This window comes from uncultured Fibrella sp. (genome assembly GCF_964250085.1).
Taxonomy (GTDB): domain Bacteria; phylum Bacteroidota; class Bacteroidia; order Cytophagales; family Spirosomataceae; genus Fibrella.
The window spans coordinates 219,032-237,029 of sequence record NZ_CAXUEC010000010.1 but is presented as its reverse complement, the minus strand read 5'-3'; the positions used below and the strand labels follow the sequence as shown (position 1 = coordinate 237,029).

Annotated in this window: 15 protein-coding genes; 9 read left to right on the top strand and 6 right to left on the bottom strand. The window is 50.5% G+C overall.

What is annotated here, in order from left to right; all coding sequences use genetic code 11:
* Positions 1-36 precede the first annotated feature (36 nt).
* Positions 37-2,622, top strand: a complete 2,586-nt coding sequence (locus ACFE8Q_RS25425; RefSeq protein ID WP_375448260.1) for a DNA translocase FtsK 4TM domain-containing protein — start codon at positions 37-39, stop codon at positions 2,620-2,622.
* Positions 2,623-2,788: 166 nt separating this feature from the next.
* On the opposite strand, the gene ACFE8Q_RS25420 is transcribed toward ACFE8Q_RS25425, so the two are convergent.
* Positions 2,789-3,193 (bottom strand): response regulator, encoded by a 405-nt coding sequence (locus tag ACFE8Q_RS25420; RefSeq protein ID WP_375448259.1) that lies wholly within the window; start codon positions 3,191-3,193, stop codon positions 2,789-2,791.
* A 216-nt stretch (positions 3,194-3,409) separates the two neighbouring features.
* Here ACFE8Q_RS25420 and ACFE8Q_RS25415 point away from each other — a divergent pair, with 216 nt between their 5' ends.
* Complete coding sequence (locus tag ACFE8Q_RS25415) at positions 3,410-4,039, top strand: outer membrane lipoprotein carrier protein LolA (protein WP_375448258.1); 630 nt, start codon at positions 3,410-3,412, stop codon at positions 4,037-4,039.
* 98 nt (positions 4,040-4,137) lie between these two features.
* On the opposite strand, the gene ACFE8Q_RS25410 is transcribed toward ACFE8Q_RS25415, so the two are convergent.
* Positions 4,138-6,477: a TonB-dependent receptor gene (locus ACFE8Q_RS25410; protein ID WP_375448328.1), complete on the bottom strand. Its 2,340-nt coding sequence runs from the start codon at positions 6,475-6,477 to the stop codon at positions 4,138-4,140.
* Positions 6,478-6,888: 411 nt separating this feature from the next.
* Between ACFE8Q_RS25410 and ACFE8Q_RS25405 the strand changes: the two genes are divergently transcribed.
* The 3 genes from ACFE8Q_RS25405 (at position 6,889) to ACFE8Q_RS25395 (ending at position 10,014) form a co-directional block, all read left to right on the top strand.
* The gene (locus ACFE8Q_RS25405; RefSeq protein ID WP_085412864.1) at positions 6,889-7,404 is read left to right on the top strand and encodes an RNA polymerase sigma factor; all 516 of its coding nucleotides are present in this window, start codon (positions 6,889-6,891) and stop codon (positions 7,402-7,404) included.
* 249 nt (positions 7,405-7,653) lie between these two features.
* Positions 7,654-9,132, top strand: a complete 1,479-nt coding sequence (locus ACFE8Q_RS25400; protein WP_375448257.1) for a phytoene desaturase family protein — start codon at positions 7,654-7,656, stop codon at positions 9,130-9,132.
* 45 nt (positions 9,133-9,177) lie between these two features.
* A complete protein-coding gene (locus tag ACFE8Q_RS25395; protein WP_375448256.1) occupies positions 9,178-10,014 on the top strand; it encodes a phytoene/squalene synthase family protein in 837 nt (278 codons plus the stop codon).
* 75 nt (positions 10,015-10,089) lie between these two features.
* On the opposite strand, the gene ACFE8Q_RS25390 is transcribed toward ACFE8Q_RS25395, so the two are convergent.
* Positions 10,090-10,341 (bottom strand): hypothetical protein, encoded by a 252-nt coding sequence (locus ACFE8Q_RS25390; protein WP_375448255.1) that lies wholly within the window; start codon positions 10,339-10,341, stop codon positions 10,090-10,092.
* Positions 10,342-10,417: 76 nt separating this feature from the next.
* A complete protein-coding gene (locus ACFE8Q_RS25385; RefSeq protein WP_375448327.1) occupies positions 10,418-11,854 on the bottom strand; it encodes an NADP-dependent isocitrate dehydrogenase in 1,437 nt (478 codons plus the stop codon).
* Positions 11,855-11,947: 93 nt separating this feature from the next.
* On the opposite strand from ACFE8Q_RS25385, the gene ACFE8Q_RS25380 reads away from it, so the two are divergent.
* Both ACFE8Q_RS25380 and ACFE8Q_RS25375 read left to right on the top strand, forming a co-directional pair.
* Positions 11,948-12,871, top strand: coding sequence for a LysR family transcriptional regulator (locus ACFE8Q_RS25380; protein WP_375448254.1), 924 nt, complete (start codon positions 11,948-11,950; stop codon positions 12,869-12,871).
* 138 nt (positions 12,872-13,009) lie between these two features.
* Complete coding sequence (locus ACFE8Q_RS25375; protein WP_375448253.1) at positions 13,010-13,156, top strand: hypothetical protein; 147 nt, start codon at positions 13,010-13,012, stop codon at positions 13,154-13,156.
* 59 nt (positions 13,157-13,215) lie between these two features.
* Here ACFE8Q_RS25375 and ACFE8Q_RS25370 read toward each other — a convergent pair whose 3' ends face one another.
* Positions 13,216-13,869 carry a hypothetical protein gene (locus ACFE8Q_RS25370; RefSeq protein WP_375448252.1) on the bottom strand — a complete coding sequence of 218 codons (654 nt, stop codon included), beginning with the start codon at positions 13,867-13,869 and terminating at the stop codon, positions 13,216-13,218.
* A complete protein-coding gene (locus ACFE8Q_RS25365) occupies positions 13,866-14,753 on the bottom strand; it encodes a C39 family peptidase (RefSeq protein WP_375448251.1) in 888 nt (295 codons plus the stop codon). The genes ACFE8Q_RS25370 and ACFE8Q_RS25365 overlap by 4 nt, the downstream gene beginning before the upstream one ends.
* A gap of 413 nt (positions 14,754-15,166) precedes the next feature.
* On the opposite strand from ACFE8Q_RS25365, the gene ACFE8Q_RS25360 reads away from it, so the two are divergent.
* Entirely contained in the window at positions 15,167-17,074 is a 1,908-nt protein-coding gene (locus tag ACFE8Q_RS25360) for an amidophosphoribosyltransferase (protein ID WP_375448250.1), read from the top strand.
* 273 nt (positions 17,075-17,347) lie between these two features.
* Positions 17,348-17,929: an RNA polymerase sigma factor gene (locus ACFE8Q_RS25355; RefSeq protein ID WP_375448249.1), complete on the top strand. Its 582-nt coding sequence runs from the start codon at positions 17,348-17,350 to the stop codon at positions 17,927-17,929.
* Positions 17,930-17,998: the final 69 nt, after the last annotated feature.

The window sequence follows — 17,998 nt, the reverse complement described above, 5'->3', positions numbered from 1 at the left end:
TTTTACATAGCCGACCCCAACCTCCTGAAGCAGAAAATGGCCCAGTCCACTACCGCCACACCCCGACAGAATACACGCCGTTCCGAAAACGCTGAAGGGCCTCGCCGTGGAGGCTCCAAACGTGACAAAGCCACCGACGTACCCAACCGTAACTGGACATTACCCTTCGACCGCGTGCGGTCCGACGGGCGTACCAACCTGGCCGCGGGCGTTTTGCTCATGCTGCTCGGCGTGGGCCTGGTGGTCGCTTTCGTGTCGTATCTGTTCAGCGGCCCCGCCGATCAGAGCCTGCTCGGCTCCGACGAATCGATTAAAGAGGTGGGTAAAGACGTGCAGAACAGGGTGGGCCTTTTAGGTGCCCATGTGGCTCATGTATTCATGTTCCGCTGGTTTGGCATTGGCGCGCTGGGCATTCCCCTGGTTGTTTTCCTGGCGGGCTTCAAGCTCACATCGGGTCGGGAACCACTCCCGCTCGCCCGAACAACTCAGGTCGTTTTGTTTCTGGCAGTCTGGCTTAGCCTCCTGCTTGGGTACGTTGTTATGGCGACCGGAACCGTCAGCACAGCCAGTGTCTGGTGTGGGGGTCTTGGTTACGAACTTAACCGGTTATTATACGGCCTGCTGGGCTTTGGCAGTATCGTACTGATCGGCTTTCTGGGGTTCGTTTTCGTCCTGTACTTTTTCAACATTACCAGTCTGCCGATCTTCAACCGGTCGCAGCCAGTTGACGAAGCCGACGATTATGTAGCTCCCCGGTCGCGGCCATCCACCACGTATGGACATGAGACCGACGGCTACGACGAGCCGGCAACCGCTGAACCACGGTACGCCGCCTCTCAGGAAGAACCACTGGCCGACGAGCCGGTATACACGGCTGCGGCGGAGTTTCCGCTGGCAGATGACCAGCCCACCCCTGCGCTCGATTTGCTTTCGCCTTACCCCACTCCTAAACAGCCGCCGGTGAGTGCTGGCGCCGGAAACCTGGTGCTGACCGTAGCTGAAGGCCTGGCGCTTTCAGAAGCCGAGCCAGCCGAGGCCCCGCCCGTGGTAACACCCACGTTTGAACCCGATATGTTTACCGGCGATCTGGTGGCGCAGCATGGGTTGTATGACCCCACCCTCGACCTGCCCAATTACCAGTACCCCACCGTAGACCTCTTGACAAACTACCCGGAAAACAGTAAAGCTCAGGTTTCTGCGGATGAACTCGAAGCCAACAAAGACCGCATCGTCGACACCCTGGCGAAGTTCAACATTGGTATTCAACGCATCCACGCCACCATTGGGCCAACGGTGACGCTGTACGAAATTGTGCCCGCCGACGGGGTTCGTATCTCGAAGATCAAGAGCCTGGAAGATGATATTGCCCTCAATCTGGCCGCTCTGGGTATTCGGATCATTGCCCCCATGCCGGGCAAAGGAACGATCGGGATCGAGGTGCCCAACAAGAACCGCGAAATGGTGTCGATGCGGTCGATGATGAATTCAGAGAAATTCCAGAAGGCCAGTATGGATTTACCCGTTGTTCTGGGCAAAACGATCTCGAACGAAATCCTGGTGGTCGACCTGGCCAAAATGCCTCACCTCCTGATGGCCGGCGCAACGGGCCAGGGTAAATCTGTTGGCCTTAACGTGCTCTTAACCAGTCTACTGTATAAAAAACACCCGGCCCAGCTAAAGTTTGTCCTGGTCGACCCCAAGAAGGTAGAACTCACCCTGTTCAATAAAATTGAGCGGCATTTTCTGGCTAAATTACCCGATGCCGAAGAAGCGATTATTACCGATACCAAGAAGGTAGTGAACACGCTGAACTCGCTGTGCATCGAGATGGACAACCGCTACGATTTGCTGAAAGATGCGGAAGTACGGAACATCAAGGAGTACAACACCAAGTTTACCCATCGCCGCCTGAACCCCGAAAAAGGACACCGCTACCTGCCTTACATCGTACTGATCATCGATGAGCTGGCCGACTTGATGATGACCGCCGGTAAAGAAGTAGAACAGCCCATTGCCCGGCTGGCCCAGTTGGCGCGGGCCATTGGCATTCACCTGGTTGTGGCTACCCAACGGCCTTCCGTCAACGTGATCACGGGTCTGATCAAGGCCAACTTCCCGGCGCGGCTATCGTTTAAAGTGACCTCGAAAATCGACTCCCGGACCATTCTGGATGCCGGTGGCGCAGAGCAACTCGTGGGCATGGGCGACATGCTGCTCTCGTCGAACTCCGACATCATCCGGTTGCAATGTCCGTTTGTCGACACCAACGAGATCGAGGAGATTTGCGGCTTCGTGGGTGGGCAGCGCGGCTACGACGATGCCTATCCCCTACCCGAGTTTTACGGCGAAGACAGCGGAGGAAGCACCACCGATGATAAAGATGTGGACCTGGCTAACCGCGATGCCATGTTCGATGAGGCCGCCCGGCTCATCGTCACGCATCAGCAAGGTAGCACCTCGCTCATTCAGCGGCGGTTGAAGCTGGGCTACAATCGCGCCGGTCGCCTCATCGACCAGTTGGAGAAAGCGGGAATCGTTGGCCCGTTTGAAGGCAGCAAAGCCCGCGATGTGTTGGTTCACGACATGGTCCACCTGGAAGAGATGCTGAAAAACCTGGGCTAGAACGTAGCCAACGAACGATGAACCAGAGCATACGTACCTGGATCAGTTAACATTCAGCCGTCTGCTGTGGTGGGAAACGGTGTCTTTTTTGCCCGCCAATTCAGGTAATATAAGTAAGGCAAAACAGACGCAGGTACTAAGTAGATGAACTCAGGCAATGGGCTCGCTACTGACCTGAATCGCAAATGGATTTCCCTTCCGAAATCAATAACGCCAGTTGATCGACTGACGGCGGCTTTACCAGAAATGTGCAGGCGCCCATCGCCTGGCTACGGGTCTGGTCATCGATATTACTCGATGTGCTCAGGATCGCCACGGGTACTTTTTTCCACTTGGGATGCCGCTTCAAAATAGTTAACGTTTCGAAGCCAGTCAGGCGTGGCATGTTCAAATCCAGAATAATCAGATCAGGTAACGCGTTGTCGGGATGGGTAGCAAAATGGTCGATCAACGCCTGCCCATCGTCAAAACTGGTCAGCGTCCATTCTGGAAAATGTGCGGCAAAGGTCAATCGAGCCAAATACACATCGTCATCATCATCATCGACCAGAAAAATTGCTGGCTCTTTCATTTTAGTTATTATCAAGTTGTTACGGTGCATTTCAATACTGCTAATATACACATCAATTTTTTCCGGGCATGGGAGTAAATGAGGATATGGAGCCAGGCAACGACCACCCGTTACAGCTAATTCGTTAAACTTTTAACCAGGTTCGTACGTCTAACTAATAGCGCTACTTGTCAACTTTGTGCTTTACTTACCCAACCAGATAGAATCATCCAGGAAATGAAAAAATTAGCATTTATTAGCTTTATCCTGCTCACTACCACAGGGTCACTGATGGCTCAGAAAGATAAGCGTGCCGAAACTATACTTGACGGTATGAGCGCCAGGTACAAAGCCTTAAGTAGCTTCCAGGCTTCTTTCAGTTATAGCACCGACCGCGAAACCTACAAAGGTGATCTTTCTGTCAAAGGCAAAATGTTCCGCCTCAAAACCGCGGGGCAGGAAGTCTTCACCGACGGCAAAGTGATGTCGACCTACGTAAAAGAGTCGAATGAAGTAAACGTGCAGGACTACGATGCCAGTGCAACCGGCGATTTCAACCCGACCAAGCTCTACACCATGTATAAGAAAGGATTCAACTACGCCTATGTCCGCGAGCAGAAAACCGCCGGGCGGGTGCTGGATGTGATTGAGTTAAAACCGGAGAAAAAGAACACGCAGATTACCACGGTGCAGATCAGCGTTGACCGGGCCGACAAGTCTATCCGCAACTGGCAGATCACCGACAAGAATGGCAAACGTACCCAGTATACGATCAGCAAGTTTACGCCCAACCCTAATTTGCCCGACAGTTATTTCGTCTTCGATAAATCGAAATACCCTGGCGTTGAAGTAGTAGACCTACGCTAGGCAACTGCGCTTTACCTGACGTAAAAAAGCCCGTTGAACGCTGTGTTCGACGGGCTTTTTTACGTCTATACGTACCTGGAAAATCGTTTCAATACCGGTCAGAATCCCCACTTCAGCCGAAGGGCCACGTTGCGCCCCAGGTCATTGGCATAGTACCGAAAGCGGTTCAGGTAATCGCGGTATTGCACGTCAAACAGGTTGGTGGCAGTCAGGCTGATGTCTACGCTCTGCCTGTCGGAGATGGAAATAGTGCTACCCAGCGAGGCTGTCCAGAGGCTGTAGGCTGGTGGCGGTGGGCTAAAATCACTGTTTGCCGGAACCCTATTTTGCCTGGCTACCAGCAGGTTACCTACACTCAGATAAGGATCATGCCACCGACTACTACGCCCGCCCGTACGGGTCAGCGAGTAGCGCAGGCTGTTATCCCACCGGCTTGGTGGAATCATCACAATGGCATTTCCCCCCCCGGCCTGAGTAGCCCCAACATTCTGCACGTAAAGGTAAGACGGCTTCGTGGTCCAGTTCCAGCGGGTTGCCAGTTTCACATCAACCGTGGCGTCGATACCAGTATAGATGGCATCGGTCTGGGTATATTTAAAGAAAGGAAATGCGCCGCGTACCGTCAGGATTGGCTCGGGTTGCGGCTTCAAATACATGTAGTTCCGTATGTAGTTGTAATACAGATCTACTCCGGCCTGCACGCGATTGCTGCGCCACTCCGACGTAATGCTCAAACTGATGTTCGTTTCGGGCCGCAGGCTGGCATCCCCCTGCTCATAAGCCGCGGCTCCGTGGTGAACTCCGTCGCTGAAGAGTTCGCTGATATTTGGTGGACGCCAGGCTGTACCCAGATTGAGCCGGGTAATCCAGTGATCGTTGTGGTAATGGGTAGCCCCCAACGTACCTGAGGGGCAGGCAAAAACAAACACGGGGTCGTTGTAGACCCTGTTCACGTACCTGAAAATCTGTAGCCGCCGCCAGTCCATGCGCAGCCCGAGTTCATATTCCCAGGAGCCACGCCGTTGTTTACCAATCCAGAAAGCACCGAACGTACCCATCTGAAAATTGGGAATCAGCGGCCGACCCGTCATTATATTATATTGGTACAGTCCACTGACGCCCATCGTGCTGCTGCGGTTGTTTCGCGTTGGGCTCTCCCGCACAAGGTCAGCCGAGTAGGTAGTGAGTTGAAATTGCAGTTCCGGCCGGTTGAGGGCCGCCAGTGAGTCGTTGCGGGGCAGGTGCAGATCGTATTCCATCCGGTCGTCGGTCTGCCGGGCCAGCGTCAGATTCCAGTTTGTGCCCGATGCCGCCGTATACGCCGTTCGCCATTTGAGCAGATCATGGGTTATGTCCTGGCTTGGTCGCCCAATGGTGTAGCTGAAACCCGATTTTATAAGGGGTTCGCCGCTGTCGAGTACCTGTTGCAGGTCGGTGAGGCTACCGATATGCGAGCCGGAGAAGATGCCAATCTGCGAGGAGAACCGACTGTAGAACACTTCCGACTGCCAGCCCTCGCCCCGATAGATCAGCGCCGCCGATCCGTTGCGTTCGCGCACTCCCGTATTGTCCAGGTAGTAGGTGGGCGTGTTTAGGTTACCGCCTTCTTTCGCTGTCCCCTGCAATCGCCAGGCAAAGCGACTGGCCCCGCCAGTCAGTAACCGACCGAATGTTCCTTCTGTCTGAGCCGAGACAACACCCTGCTGACCGTTGGAAAAACCCGCCAGATTGACCTGCCCATGCACCACGCCCGATGTGGGTAATAAAGCGGGCTCAACCAGAATCACCCCGCCGATGGCGTCGGAACCATACCGTACACCCGCCGCCCCTTTGATCACCGACAGGCGACTGGCCACAAACGGGTCTATTTCTGGCCCATGTTCCGAGCCCCATTGCTGGCCCTCCTGCCTGATACCGTTATTTAAAATCAGCACGCGGCTGCTGTGCATGCCATGAATGACCGGCTTAACCACCGAAGAACCAGTTTGTAAGGTCGTTACCCCGGTTACGTTCCTGAGGGCATCGCCCAGCGTTTGCCCGCGGGTTTGTTCCAGGGCAAGACCCTGCAAAGCCACCACAGCCTGACTTGTGAGAGCGTCTGTTTTTTGAGCCGTCACCGTCACATTTTGCAGATGCTGCACCTCTTCCGACAGCAACACGTCCTGATGCGCCTCGCTGGTCTGGTGCGAGAGAACGAGCCGCTGCTGAATTTCGCGATACCCTACTATGCGCGCTACGAGGGTGTATGTTCCCTCACACAGGCGATCGATACGGTACTGGCCTGCTGCGTCTGTAGCAGTACCCAGGCCGGTTTCTTTGATCAACAGGGTAGCTCCCGGTATAGGCTGGTTAGTTTCCCGATCCAGCACCTGCCCCTTTACAAAACAGCCACAATTGCCTTGGCCGGAACTGGGGAACGGATTACCCAGTAGAGTCATCAGCAAGCCTGCAAACCCTAGTAGTTGTGGTGTAATTAAACCTGGTTGTGCTCTGCCTCCCATTTGTCTGTGTATTCGCAACAAAGTTGCAACAGAATGGTAACGCAATTTCGAGCCAATAGTCCTTGTTTTAGTAATTTTTTTTGTAAACCGTTATTTTTGTTTAATCTTTGGGGTGTAATAGTTCAACAAAACGACCCGGTGAGATTCCACAAACTGGGGAATTTATTACTCACAGATCTTAACAAGGATACCTGGCCACCGAATTGGCACGCCTATGTTTACACTTTTAAGAACCTGTTTCTTAGCCTCTTAGCCGAAAAGCCACTGCAATTGGCTGGTCGTCGTAAAACTTGGTCGAGAATTTGTCTAAGTGTCATCAAGATTGATTCAACAAAACTTTTCGTACTCATGACTGCGCTCGAATTCACATATCACATTGGCAAAGTATCAAAATCACTGCGCCCATTTGCGCTCCGTTTGACGAAAGATTCGGAAGACGCTAACGATCTGTTGCAGGATACACTTTTGAAAGCATACACCAATCGCGACAAGTACACTGATGGTACCAACCTGAAGGCGTGGTTATATACAATCATGAAAAATACTTTCATCACAAATTATCAGCGTATGGTTCGTAAGAACACGTTTATCGACACGACTGACAATTTGCACTACATAAATTCAACCGACAGCAGCACCGATAACCTGGCCTACTCGTCGTTTGCTCAGGAAGACATTGCTCGGGCAGTAAACAACCTTGACGATACGTACCGGACTCCATTTATGATGCACTTCCGGGGTTTCAAGTACCACGAAATTGCCGCTAAACTCGACATACCCATCGGAACGGTTAAAAACCGCATCCATATTGCTCGTAAAGAGCTGAAAAGCAAACTACACGTTTACGCACACTTCGCTTCGTAAACTGTTGCAACCCACATCATCAGGAAATTTGTTTATCTTTTCCTAAACAAACGAATTGATTGAGTAGTTTTTGGTTAAAAAGAGGAAGGTTCCGAAAAGTTAGATGCCATGCATCTAACTTTTTTTGTGCTTTACAGAAGAAGTTTGCAGTTTACCGTTTGCTGTTATCAGTTGCTTCGCTCAGACTTGATCACCTCAATTGGCGAAGCAACTGATAACAGCAAACGGTAAACCATTTAACTTGTAAATATGCCCCCACGTGTACTAGTCATTGGCGCCGGCTTTTCCGGATTGTCTGTGGCGACGAGCCTGGCCCACAAAGGCTACGATGTAACAATTGTTGAAAAAAACGAGATGCCCGGCGGGCGGGCCAGAACCTTTCAGGCAGAGGGGTTTACCTTCGATATGGGCCCAAGCTGGTACTGGATGCCCGATGTATTCGAAACCTATTTCGCCCGTTTTAACAAAAAACCCGCCGACTATTACGACCTGGTCCGGTTAGACCCTTCCTATAAAGTAGTGTTCGGCCCTGCCGAAGCCGTTGATCTGCCCGCCAATCTGGACGAGCTGAAATCCCTCTTCGACAGCATCGAACCCGGCAGCGGCAAACAGCTTACCGAGTTTCTCCGGCAGGCGGCTTATAAATACGACGTGGGTATTCACAACTTCGTCTGGAAGCCGAGCCGCTCCGTTTCAGAATTCATGAGCCTGAAGTTGCTCTATGATGTTACCCGACTCGACGTTTTTCAATCGTTCGCCAGTCACGCCCGAAAGTTTTTCAGCCATCCCCGGCTGCTTCAACTGATCGAATTTCCGATCCTGTTTCTCGGCGCCACGCCGCAGAACACGCCGGCGATGTACAGCTTGATGAACTACGCCGAGATGGCGCTGGGTACGTGGTATCCGATGGGTGGCATGTACAAGATCATTGAGGGCATGGTGGCTCTGGCAAAAGAAAAGGGCGTAAAAATCCTGCTGGGTCAAACGGTTGAACAGATTGAAACAACAAACCGCCTGGCCAAACGTGTGCGTACCGACAAAGGTATATTCGAGGCCGATGTGGTCGTTGGCAGTGCCGACTACAACCATATTGAAACGGCGCTGGTCGATCCCGCCAATCGGAACTACGACGATGCCTACTGGGCCAAGCGGGTCATGGCACCCTCGTCTCTCCTGTTCTATCTGGGTGTAAATAAGCGGATTCCGAAGCTGGAGCATCATAACCTGTTCTTCGACGAAGATTTTGGCCTGCACGCCCAGGAGATTTATGAAACGCCAAAATGGCCGAGCAAACCCCTTTTTTACGCGTCGGCTCCTTCGAAAACAGATTCCAGCGTAGCGCCTGAAGGAAGCGAAAATTTATTTCTGCTGATACCTGTGGCGCCGGACCTGACAGACGATGAAGCGACCCGCGAGCACTACTACGACCTGATCATGCAACGGCTTGAAAACTACGTTGGTGAGTCGGTCCGTGACTGTGTGGTTTATAAACGAAGCTACGCGCACCGTGACTTCAAGAACGATTACAACGCCTTCCGGGGAAATGCCTATGGCCTCGCGAATACGTTACTACAAACGGCTATTCTAAAACCATCGCTTAAAAACAAAAAAGTCCATAATATGTTTTATACTGGACAGTTAACGGTTCCCGGACCGGGAGTTCCGCCCTCACTGATTTCCGGTTTGGTTGTTGCCGATGAAGTTGCCAAAGAGTATCCAGTGGCCTAACCAGCTACATTCCTAAACCCAGACCGTATCTAAACCCTTTTGGTTATGATGTCCCTTTTCAACCAGACTGCGCTGGAGTGCAGCAAACTCATCACAGAGCGCTATAGCACTTCGTTCACACTGGGAATCAAAACATTAGACAAGAAGTACCACCTGCCAATCTACGCCATCTACGGGTTTGTCCGCTACGCGGACGAGATTGTCGACACGTTTCACGACTACGACAAGCAGGCTTTGCTAAATCGGTTCAGAGCAGAGACGTACCTGGCCATTGAGGAGGGTATCAGCCTGAATCCAGTGCTACATTCGTTTCAGATGGTGGTGCGGCAGTACAGCATTGAGCGTGACCTGATCGATGCCTTTCTGCGCAGTATGGAAATGGACCTGCATCAGCACGACTACGATGAAGCCGGTTATTCGCAATACATCTATGGTTCGGCCGAGGTCGTGGGCCTGATGTGCCTGCGCGTTTTCTGCGAAGGCGACTATGCTGAATTCGACCGCCTCCGCGAACCCGCCCGCAAACTGGGAGCCGCTTTCCAGAAAGTGAACTTCCTCCGCGACATCAAGAGCGATTATCAGGAACGGGGACGTACCTACTTCCCCGGCGTTGACTTCACCGATTTCTCGCGCGATGCCAAACAACTGATCGAGGAAGACATTCAACGCGACTTCGACGATGCCTATCAGGGTATTTTGGGCCTGCCCAAAGGAGCCAGAATGGGCGTTCACCTGGCCTATATTTATTACCTGAAACTATTCTGCAAGATCAAAAACCTGCCCGCTTCCCGCATTCAGGAAGTGCGCGTGCGGGTGCCCAACCCCCAGAAGCTGGCTTTACTCGCCCAAACCCTGCTTCAATATCGACTGAATTTGATTTAACTGAAAGTGCCCCGCCTGAACTAAGCAGGCGAGGCACTTTGGTTAGGGTTAGGCTATATAGGTGAAGTTGACGGGTCACTCAAAAGCCATGACGATGTTAGCTTGTAAACTCACCCTACGCTGTCCATTTTCGGCGATATACTGCCGGGCTTCCCGAAGATTGTGTTGCAGTTCTTTGATCCGCTGCTCGCGAAATTTCACATCCTCTTCACTGTCGGAGGCTTGAATCTGGTATTCGTGGTAACCTACTTTGACATGCGTCATTTTGGTCAGCATTTCCAGGGCGTCCTGTGGCGTAAAATGTCCTTTTATCAATTGAAGTTGCATACGGAAACTGGTTTGTGCTATAAAAAGTGGTCAGAATGCCCGCTGGCAGGCGCAATTAGTGTAGACTGAGCAGCATTTATTGTCCCTGCCCCATCGAGAAAGCGGGTTGCCCGTTGAAGGCGTACAGATTTTCAGTTTTGATGGTGTCGATCCCAACTTCCAGCGCATTCGATAGAATATGAATGATCGCCTGTTTGTTGATCGGTTGGCCATCTGTAGGCAGGAAACGGCACCGCCAGTGGTCGGTGCAAGAGGTTTCACTGAACCCGTTGGGCCATACTTTGATCCCCCGGTTGGTGATCAGGCTAAGCGGTATAGCCGGAGTAGACACGCGATTTACCAAGGCAGCCAGTTCATCAGGATCATTGCCCGGCCAGTGAACAAACACATCAACGCCCAACAACTGTTTATCTATCAGTGGCTTACGCTTGTATTTTGGAATGTCGAGTGCCTGCGTATTGGCATAGGATACGGCTTTCAGGGTAGTAGGTTGCTGACCAAGCCGGGCGATAACTGCCTCTGCAAATTCCTTTGTGCCAACTTTTTGCTGGCTGAGGCCTTCCTGATACACATCATACGTGTGTACGCCATCTTCCAGCGTCTTAAGCCAGGCATTCTGCACCCGCTCGGCAACGTTGGCCTGCCCAATGTGATTGAGCATCATAATGGCTCCCTGCAATAACCCCGACGGGTTAGCCAGGTTCTGCCCGGCGCGCCGGGGTGCCGACCCGTGAATGGCTTCAAACATGGCGCACTTCTCGCCCAGGTTTGCCGAACCAGCCAGCCCCACCGACCCCGCAATCTGGGCCGCTACGTCTGAGAGCACATCGCCGTATAGATTAGGCATCACAATCACGTCGAAGGCTTCGGGCGTATCGGCTAGTTTGGCCGCTCCAATGTCAACGATCCAGTGTTCGTTCTGAATGTCCGGGTAGTTCGGTGCAATCTCATCGAACACCCGATGAAACAGGCCATCCGTCTGCTTCATGATGTTATCCTTAGTAAAACAGGTCACCTTCGACCGATTGTACTGGCGGGCATAAGCAAAGGCGTACTGCACAATTTTTTCGCATCCGGGCCGACTGATCAGTTTGAGGCATTGGACAACCTCGTCGGTTTGCTGGTGTTCGATACCCGCGTACAGGTCTTCTTCATTTTCACGAATGATCACCACATCCATACCCGGATGCTTGGTTTTTACGAATGGATGAAGGCTCAAGCAGGGCCGAACATTGGCGTAGAGACCCAGCATTTTACGAATCGTAACGTTGAGGCTCTTGTAGCCGCCGCCTTGTGGCGTAGTAATAGGGGCTTTGAGAAACACCTTGTTGCGCCGGATCACGTCCCAGGCATCCTCGGCAATGCCCGATTTATTACCAGCCAGATAGACCTGTTCGCCCACCTCAATTTCGTCTACCTCAATTTGCGCACCCGCCGCCTGTAAAATGGCCAGCGTGGCCTCCATAATCTCCGGCCCAATGCCATCGCCTTTCGCTACCGTAATTCGCTTCATCTGTTTGTTTTTGATACTCATCTGCCGCAAAGGTCCGTGAAGCCAGGTATAAATTTTTATTTATACTTTTGATGGTTTACATAAATAATTTTTATGAACTATACCCTCCATCAACTACACGTCTTTGTCAGGATCGCACAGAATCAGAGCGTTACCAGAGCCGCCGAAGAACTCAATCTGACCCAGCCAGCGGTATCGATTCAGTTAAAAAACTTTCAGGATCAGTTCGATATTCCCCTCACGGAGGTCATCAGCCGACGGATTTACCTGACCGATTTTGGGCGGGAAGTAGCCCAGGCTGCCGAAACCATTCTTCAGGCGGCCCAGGCCATCAACCATAAAACGCTGGCTTATAAAGGGTTGCTCTATGGCAAGTTGACCCTGTCTGTTGTCTCAACGGGCAAATACGTGATGCCTTATTTTTTGTCGGGGTTTATGCAACAACATGCAGGCATCGAGTTGGCCATCGACGTCACAAATCGGCAAAAGGTGGTCGATAGCTTCGCCAATAACGAAGTAGATTTTGCGCTCGTGTCTATTCTCCCGCAGCATCTGCATGTCAATCATCTGAAGCTAATGCCGAATAAACTGTACCTGTTGGGCAGCGGCCAACCCGATACTGCCCCCAATGGCAATGAGCCGAAGCTACTCGAAACGTTGCCGCTCATTTTCCGCGAAGCCGGTTCGGGCACCCGCTCGATGATGGAAAAGTTTATCGACGATCACCAGCTTGTGGTGCGCAAGCGGCTGGAGCTTACCTCCAACGAGGCCGTTAAGCAGGCCCTGCTGGCAGGCCTGGGCTACTCCATCATGCCGCTGATTGGCCTGAAAAATGAACTGCTGACAGACGAGCTGCGGATTGTTCCCCTGGATGGCCTGCCCCGGCAAACCACCTGGATGCTCATCTGGCATAAAGACAAGCAATTATCGCCGGTAGCCAAAGCTTACTTAACGTACCTGGAAGCCAACAAAGAACTGATTATTCAACACCATTTTGACTGGTACGAGCGGTTTTAGTAGTTGCACATGGCACCAGCTATATAGCCTGATGAACTGTATGATCCTGATTGATGTACCCGCTCCGCAACTCACCTCATCTGACAAGGTTACAAGACTGGTGTCGTACGCGATTTCGGCTACCTTTAAAGCCTTTTTTTGTATAAAAACGAGGATCTGCTGTTCTACAAGATCAAAAACCTGCCCGCCTCCCGCATTCAGGAAGAGCGTATTCGGGTACCCAATCCGCAAAAGCTGGACTTACTTGCACAAACCATGCTTCAGTATCGACTGAATTTGATTTGACTAAAAACGCCCCACCATACTAGTTCAGGCGGGGCGTTTTTGATTCAGATCAAACTAGCTTAACGCGGCTTACTTGCCTCCACTAATTTTCGCAACTCTACGAGTTTTTGCGACTCGTTTAAATGCAAGTCTCTGGAGTAATGCAAAAATAAAGTCGTAACGGCGACGTTTACTAACCAATTTAATCGTTGGCTTTTGTTCTTTAAGTAACGACCATATTGCTCGGCTGGCAACGTTGAAAAAACAACATTATCCTGTACCATTACGAGTAGTTTAAAGTAGCTATCTCCCTCTCCAAGGCTCCGCGATAGAGCCTTTATTTTTTGTTTAATCATTACTTCTTGGATTGGCGTAATGCTGGACGCTTCTTTCAGCTGAACGATAAATCGTCGTGTAATTTCAGCAGTATCAGTGGGATAAATCTCTACGTATTTTGATAAACTTGAGCTATACACATGCTTAGCATAATCCAAGTTTTCCACTTTCTTCAATTCCTCTTTTCTCCATCTACGCAGTAGAGAATCTTCTATAAAAAGCTCAACACTTCCGAAGTGACCCAATTTTTGCTCCATTGTCAACCGTAAAGGTTCATTTCCAGTACTTACAGGGCTTTGACTTCCTTGAGCAAAAACCTGCGAATAGTTAACTGTTATCATAGCTAACATCACGATGACAACAATCAATTTGTGTATCACATTCATACTTTTAATCATTTACAAAAAAGTGGAACTCTATACAAAACTTCATTCATTTGCTCGGTATTCATCTCAGATTCAAACCCAGTTTCAGGATCAAGTATTATGAATCTAGACTTTGTATTATTATAACCTGTAACCAGAATATTATGACCAAGTCCGCTATAATGGATGATACCAACCATGATCGGCGTTCCAGCAAGTACATCTGCCTTTACTTTTTCAGCCATACTTCCTCGCATCTCTATGTCCCCTGCATTTAAGTTGAAATAATCTGAGACGAAATCTATAAGCCGTTCCTTGGGGACTCCATCCTGAAGGATATTATTATCTGGTGCAGCATATTTACGGTAGTAATCAAAAACTAAAGCTCCGACATTAATGTCTTTATGGCACATTGTCTGGAGAACTTTAGCCATAACAGAGGGAACGCATAAGTTTGAGATTTGAGGATCCATATTTCTATAACCTGGAATACGGTACTTGTCGTCTGCTGGCACCACTGGTACAGAGCCACCACCGCCCGCAGAGCCGCCACCGCCCCCGCATCCATTACATGGAATGCCCCGGTAATCAGGATTGCGAGGTGATAAACCTCCATTATAATCAAATTCAGCATATCCTGGGTCCGGTATAAAAATCGCAAGATTAAGTGGAGTAAGGCCCTCAGCTTCCCAAGGCTTTGACTGACTGATCGGAATTTTTTTCTTCGTAAAAAGTGCTCTAATGGGTTTGAATACCTTAACCAGAGGAACACTGACCGAGAACCCAATATAGGGCTCGTTCGCCTTCTGTTTAGAAGGTGGCTCAACGGAGTAGACTGACTGCGACAGTGCCGGAGCAATGGCTAACATCCCCATGAAGAATAGGGTTAATGCGCGTTTTGTGTAGATTTGTTTCATGTTGCTTGATTCTTACGCAAACGTAAGAATCAAGCAACATGAAACAAATCTACACAGTTATATATACTTATTAATATACGTAGTTACGATTTCATTTCCAATTACTTGTAGCTTATTACCAGCCACCACTTTTGATTTAACGGTCATAGGTACGTTTGAGTCATCGGCTGAGTACAGCACATGGTCACCCGGTTGTGTGCTTGTAAGCACAATTAGTTTGGTAGACAAATTCATGTATATACGTGTATAAACCAGTATGTGGTAGGGGCTTTCGCCCAAACGGAGTTACTTTAGCGAAACAGATGAGGCGCAGTCACGAACGATTTGGCGCAATGACTGCGTTAGCCTGTTAGTTACGCATACACTTCCAACTGCACTGGTCTGTGCCGGTGCTTAACTGGTCAACGCTGCTCATGAGCGACGCTATTAAACACGAGTGCGGCATTGTGCTGCTACGCCTTCGTAAGCCCTATCAGTATTACATAGACAAGTACGGGACACCTCTCTACGCTGCCAACAAGCTTTTTTTGCTGATGGAAAAGCAGGTGAACCGGGGTCAGGATGGGGCTGGGGTAGCCAATATCAAGCTCGAGGTTCCACCGGGTCATCGCTACATCAGCCGCTACCGCTCCGTTGAGCCACAGCCTGTAGCCGATGTGTTTGGCAAAATCAATAAGAAGTTTGCCAAGGCACTGAAGAAGAATAAAGACAAAGCTCGTGATGCCAAGTGGCTCCAGGAAAACGTAGCCTTCACCGGCGAGGTCTGGATGGGCCACCTGCGCTACGGTACGCACGGCAACAACGACATTGAAAATTGCCACCCCATGCTCCGCCAAAGCAACTGGCGCAGCCGGAACCTGGTGATGGCGGGCAACTTCAACATGACCAACGTTGATCAACTGTTCAACAAACTGGTCTCGCTGGGGCAGCACCCGAAAGATTTTGTGGATACGGTAACGGTCATGGAAAAGATCGGCCACTTCCTCGATGAAGAGAATCAACGCGTATTTGAACGGTTCAAAGGCATCTACGAAAACCCCGACCTGTCGGACATTATCGAAGACAACCTCGACCTGCAACGTGTACTTTATCGCTCCTGTCGTGATTTCGATGGCGGTTACGCCATGGTGGGCATGACGGGCTACGGTGCTTCATTTGTGGCTCGTGACCCCGCTGGTATTCGCCCCGCCTATTATTACGCCGACGATGAGGTAGTTGTGGTGGCCTCGGAAAAACCAGCTATCAAAACAGCCTTCAACGTCGAATACAGCCAGATTCAGGAAGTTCAGCCGGGCCACGCACTGATCGTGGATAAGTATGGCGAATATGGCGAATACGAGTTCATTCAGCCTATCGAAAAGCGGTCGTGCAGCTTTGAGCGCATTTATTTCTCCCGCGCCACCGATCCCGATATTTATAACGAGCGGAAAATGCTGGGCCGCCTGCTGGTGCCGCAGATTTTGAAAGAAGTCAACTACGACCTCGAAAACACGGTCTTCAGCTACATACCAAACACGGCCGAAACAGCTTTCTTTGGTATGGTCGAAGGCCTGGAAGATTACCTGGCCAAGCAACGCAAGAAAGCGATCATGGAAGGTATCCTCTTCGAGCAGGACCTCGACAAGGTGCTCTCGTTCCGGCCCCGCATTGAAAAGCTGGTATCGAAAGACGTTAAACTCCGCACGTTCATTACCGACGATGCACACCGCGACGAAATGGTGGCAAACGTCTATGACACTACCTACGAAGTAATTCGGAAAGGCATCGATACCATCGTCGTTGTCGATGACTCGATCGTTCGTGGTACAACGCTGGAAAAGAGCATTTTACGGATGCTAGACCGGCTAGGTCCCAAGAAGATCGTGATCGTCTCGTCGGCTCCCCAGATTCGCTTCCCCGATTGCTACGGTATCGATATGTCGAAGGTAAAGGAGTTTGTGGCGTTTCGGGCGGTGTTGCAACTGCTCAATGAACGCGGCCTGAACCACATCGCCGATGAGGTGTATGCGCAGGCTGTGGCCGCGATCGAGTCGGGTAATGCAGTGAGTGAAAACTACGTGAAAGCCCTCTTCGCGCCCTTTACACATGACGAGGTCTCGCGCAAAGTAGCCGATATTATCACGCCCCGCCGCAACGATGAGGTCGACCTGAACGCTGAGGTAGCCGTGATCTACCAAACCGTTGAAAACCTGCACGTAGCCTGCCCCAATCATTCGGGCGACTGGTACTTCACGGGTAATTATCCCACGCCCGGCGGCAACAAAGTGGTTAACAAAGCCTTTGTCAACTTCATGGAAGGCAAGGTAGTCCGGGCCTATTAATAGATATTACAGCAATCAATCAATTGATTACGAGCGGCTTGTCATACGACAGGCCGCTCGTTTTGTATACGTACCTGGGGCATCGGGCAGCCAATCTTCATGTGTATCGCCGTTGTTAATTAGGGTTTCAACCAGGTTATTTTTTTCAGCCATACAATCAGAAAATACTTGGGTATGCGTCTATTTAGTGTGACCAAATTAATATTGTGCTCATTAGTATCCGGTTGCTACTTGCTTTAGAAATTAAACACGTTTACATGGTAAACAGCTACGATGTTTCAAGATGAAGCGCGACTTTGGAACGCTTTTCAGCAAGGCGATATCAAGGCTTTCGAGGCGATTTATGACCTGCACTCGTCAACGTTGATCGCTTACGGGAAACGACTGTGCCCTGATCACCATCTGGTAAAAGATCTCGTTCAGGATATTTTTATCGATATCTGGACACGCAGAAAAACCCTGCGCGACCTGCACACGATCCGGTATTACCTGTTCAAAATTATGCGGAACAGGCTGGCGAAGCTGCACCATAAAACATCGCTGCTGGTGGGCGACGACCATCTGGCCGATGATGACGATCTGTTTACACCTTCGATCGAGTTTCTGATCACCCAGCAGGAAACCAGTACGAAGCAAATTTCACAGTTACAACGCGCCATCACACAACTCCCCGGTCGGCAGCGCGAAGCCATTATGCTCGCCTTTTACCATGATTTCAGCAACGAAGACATTGCGGGAATCATGAGTATCAATCATCAATCGGTTATAAACCACCTGAACCGAGCGCTGTCTTCACTGAGAGAACTAGTACTGAAAGCCCCGATGGTAGCCTTTTTGATCAGCCAATTCGCCTGATTATCAGACTGTTTTGATAAATATCCCGTTATATTTTAATTTTTTTTATAAACTGGTGAGTTAAAAGCA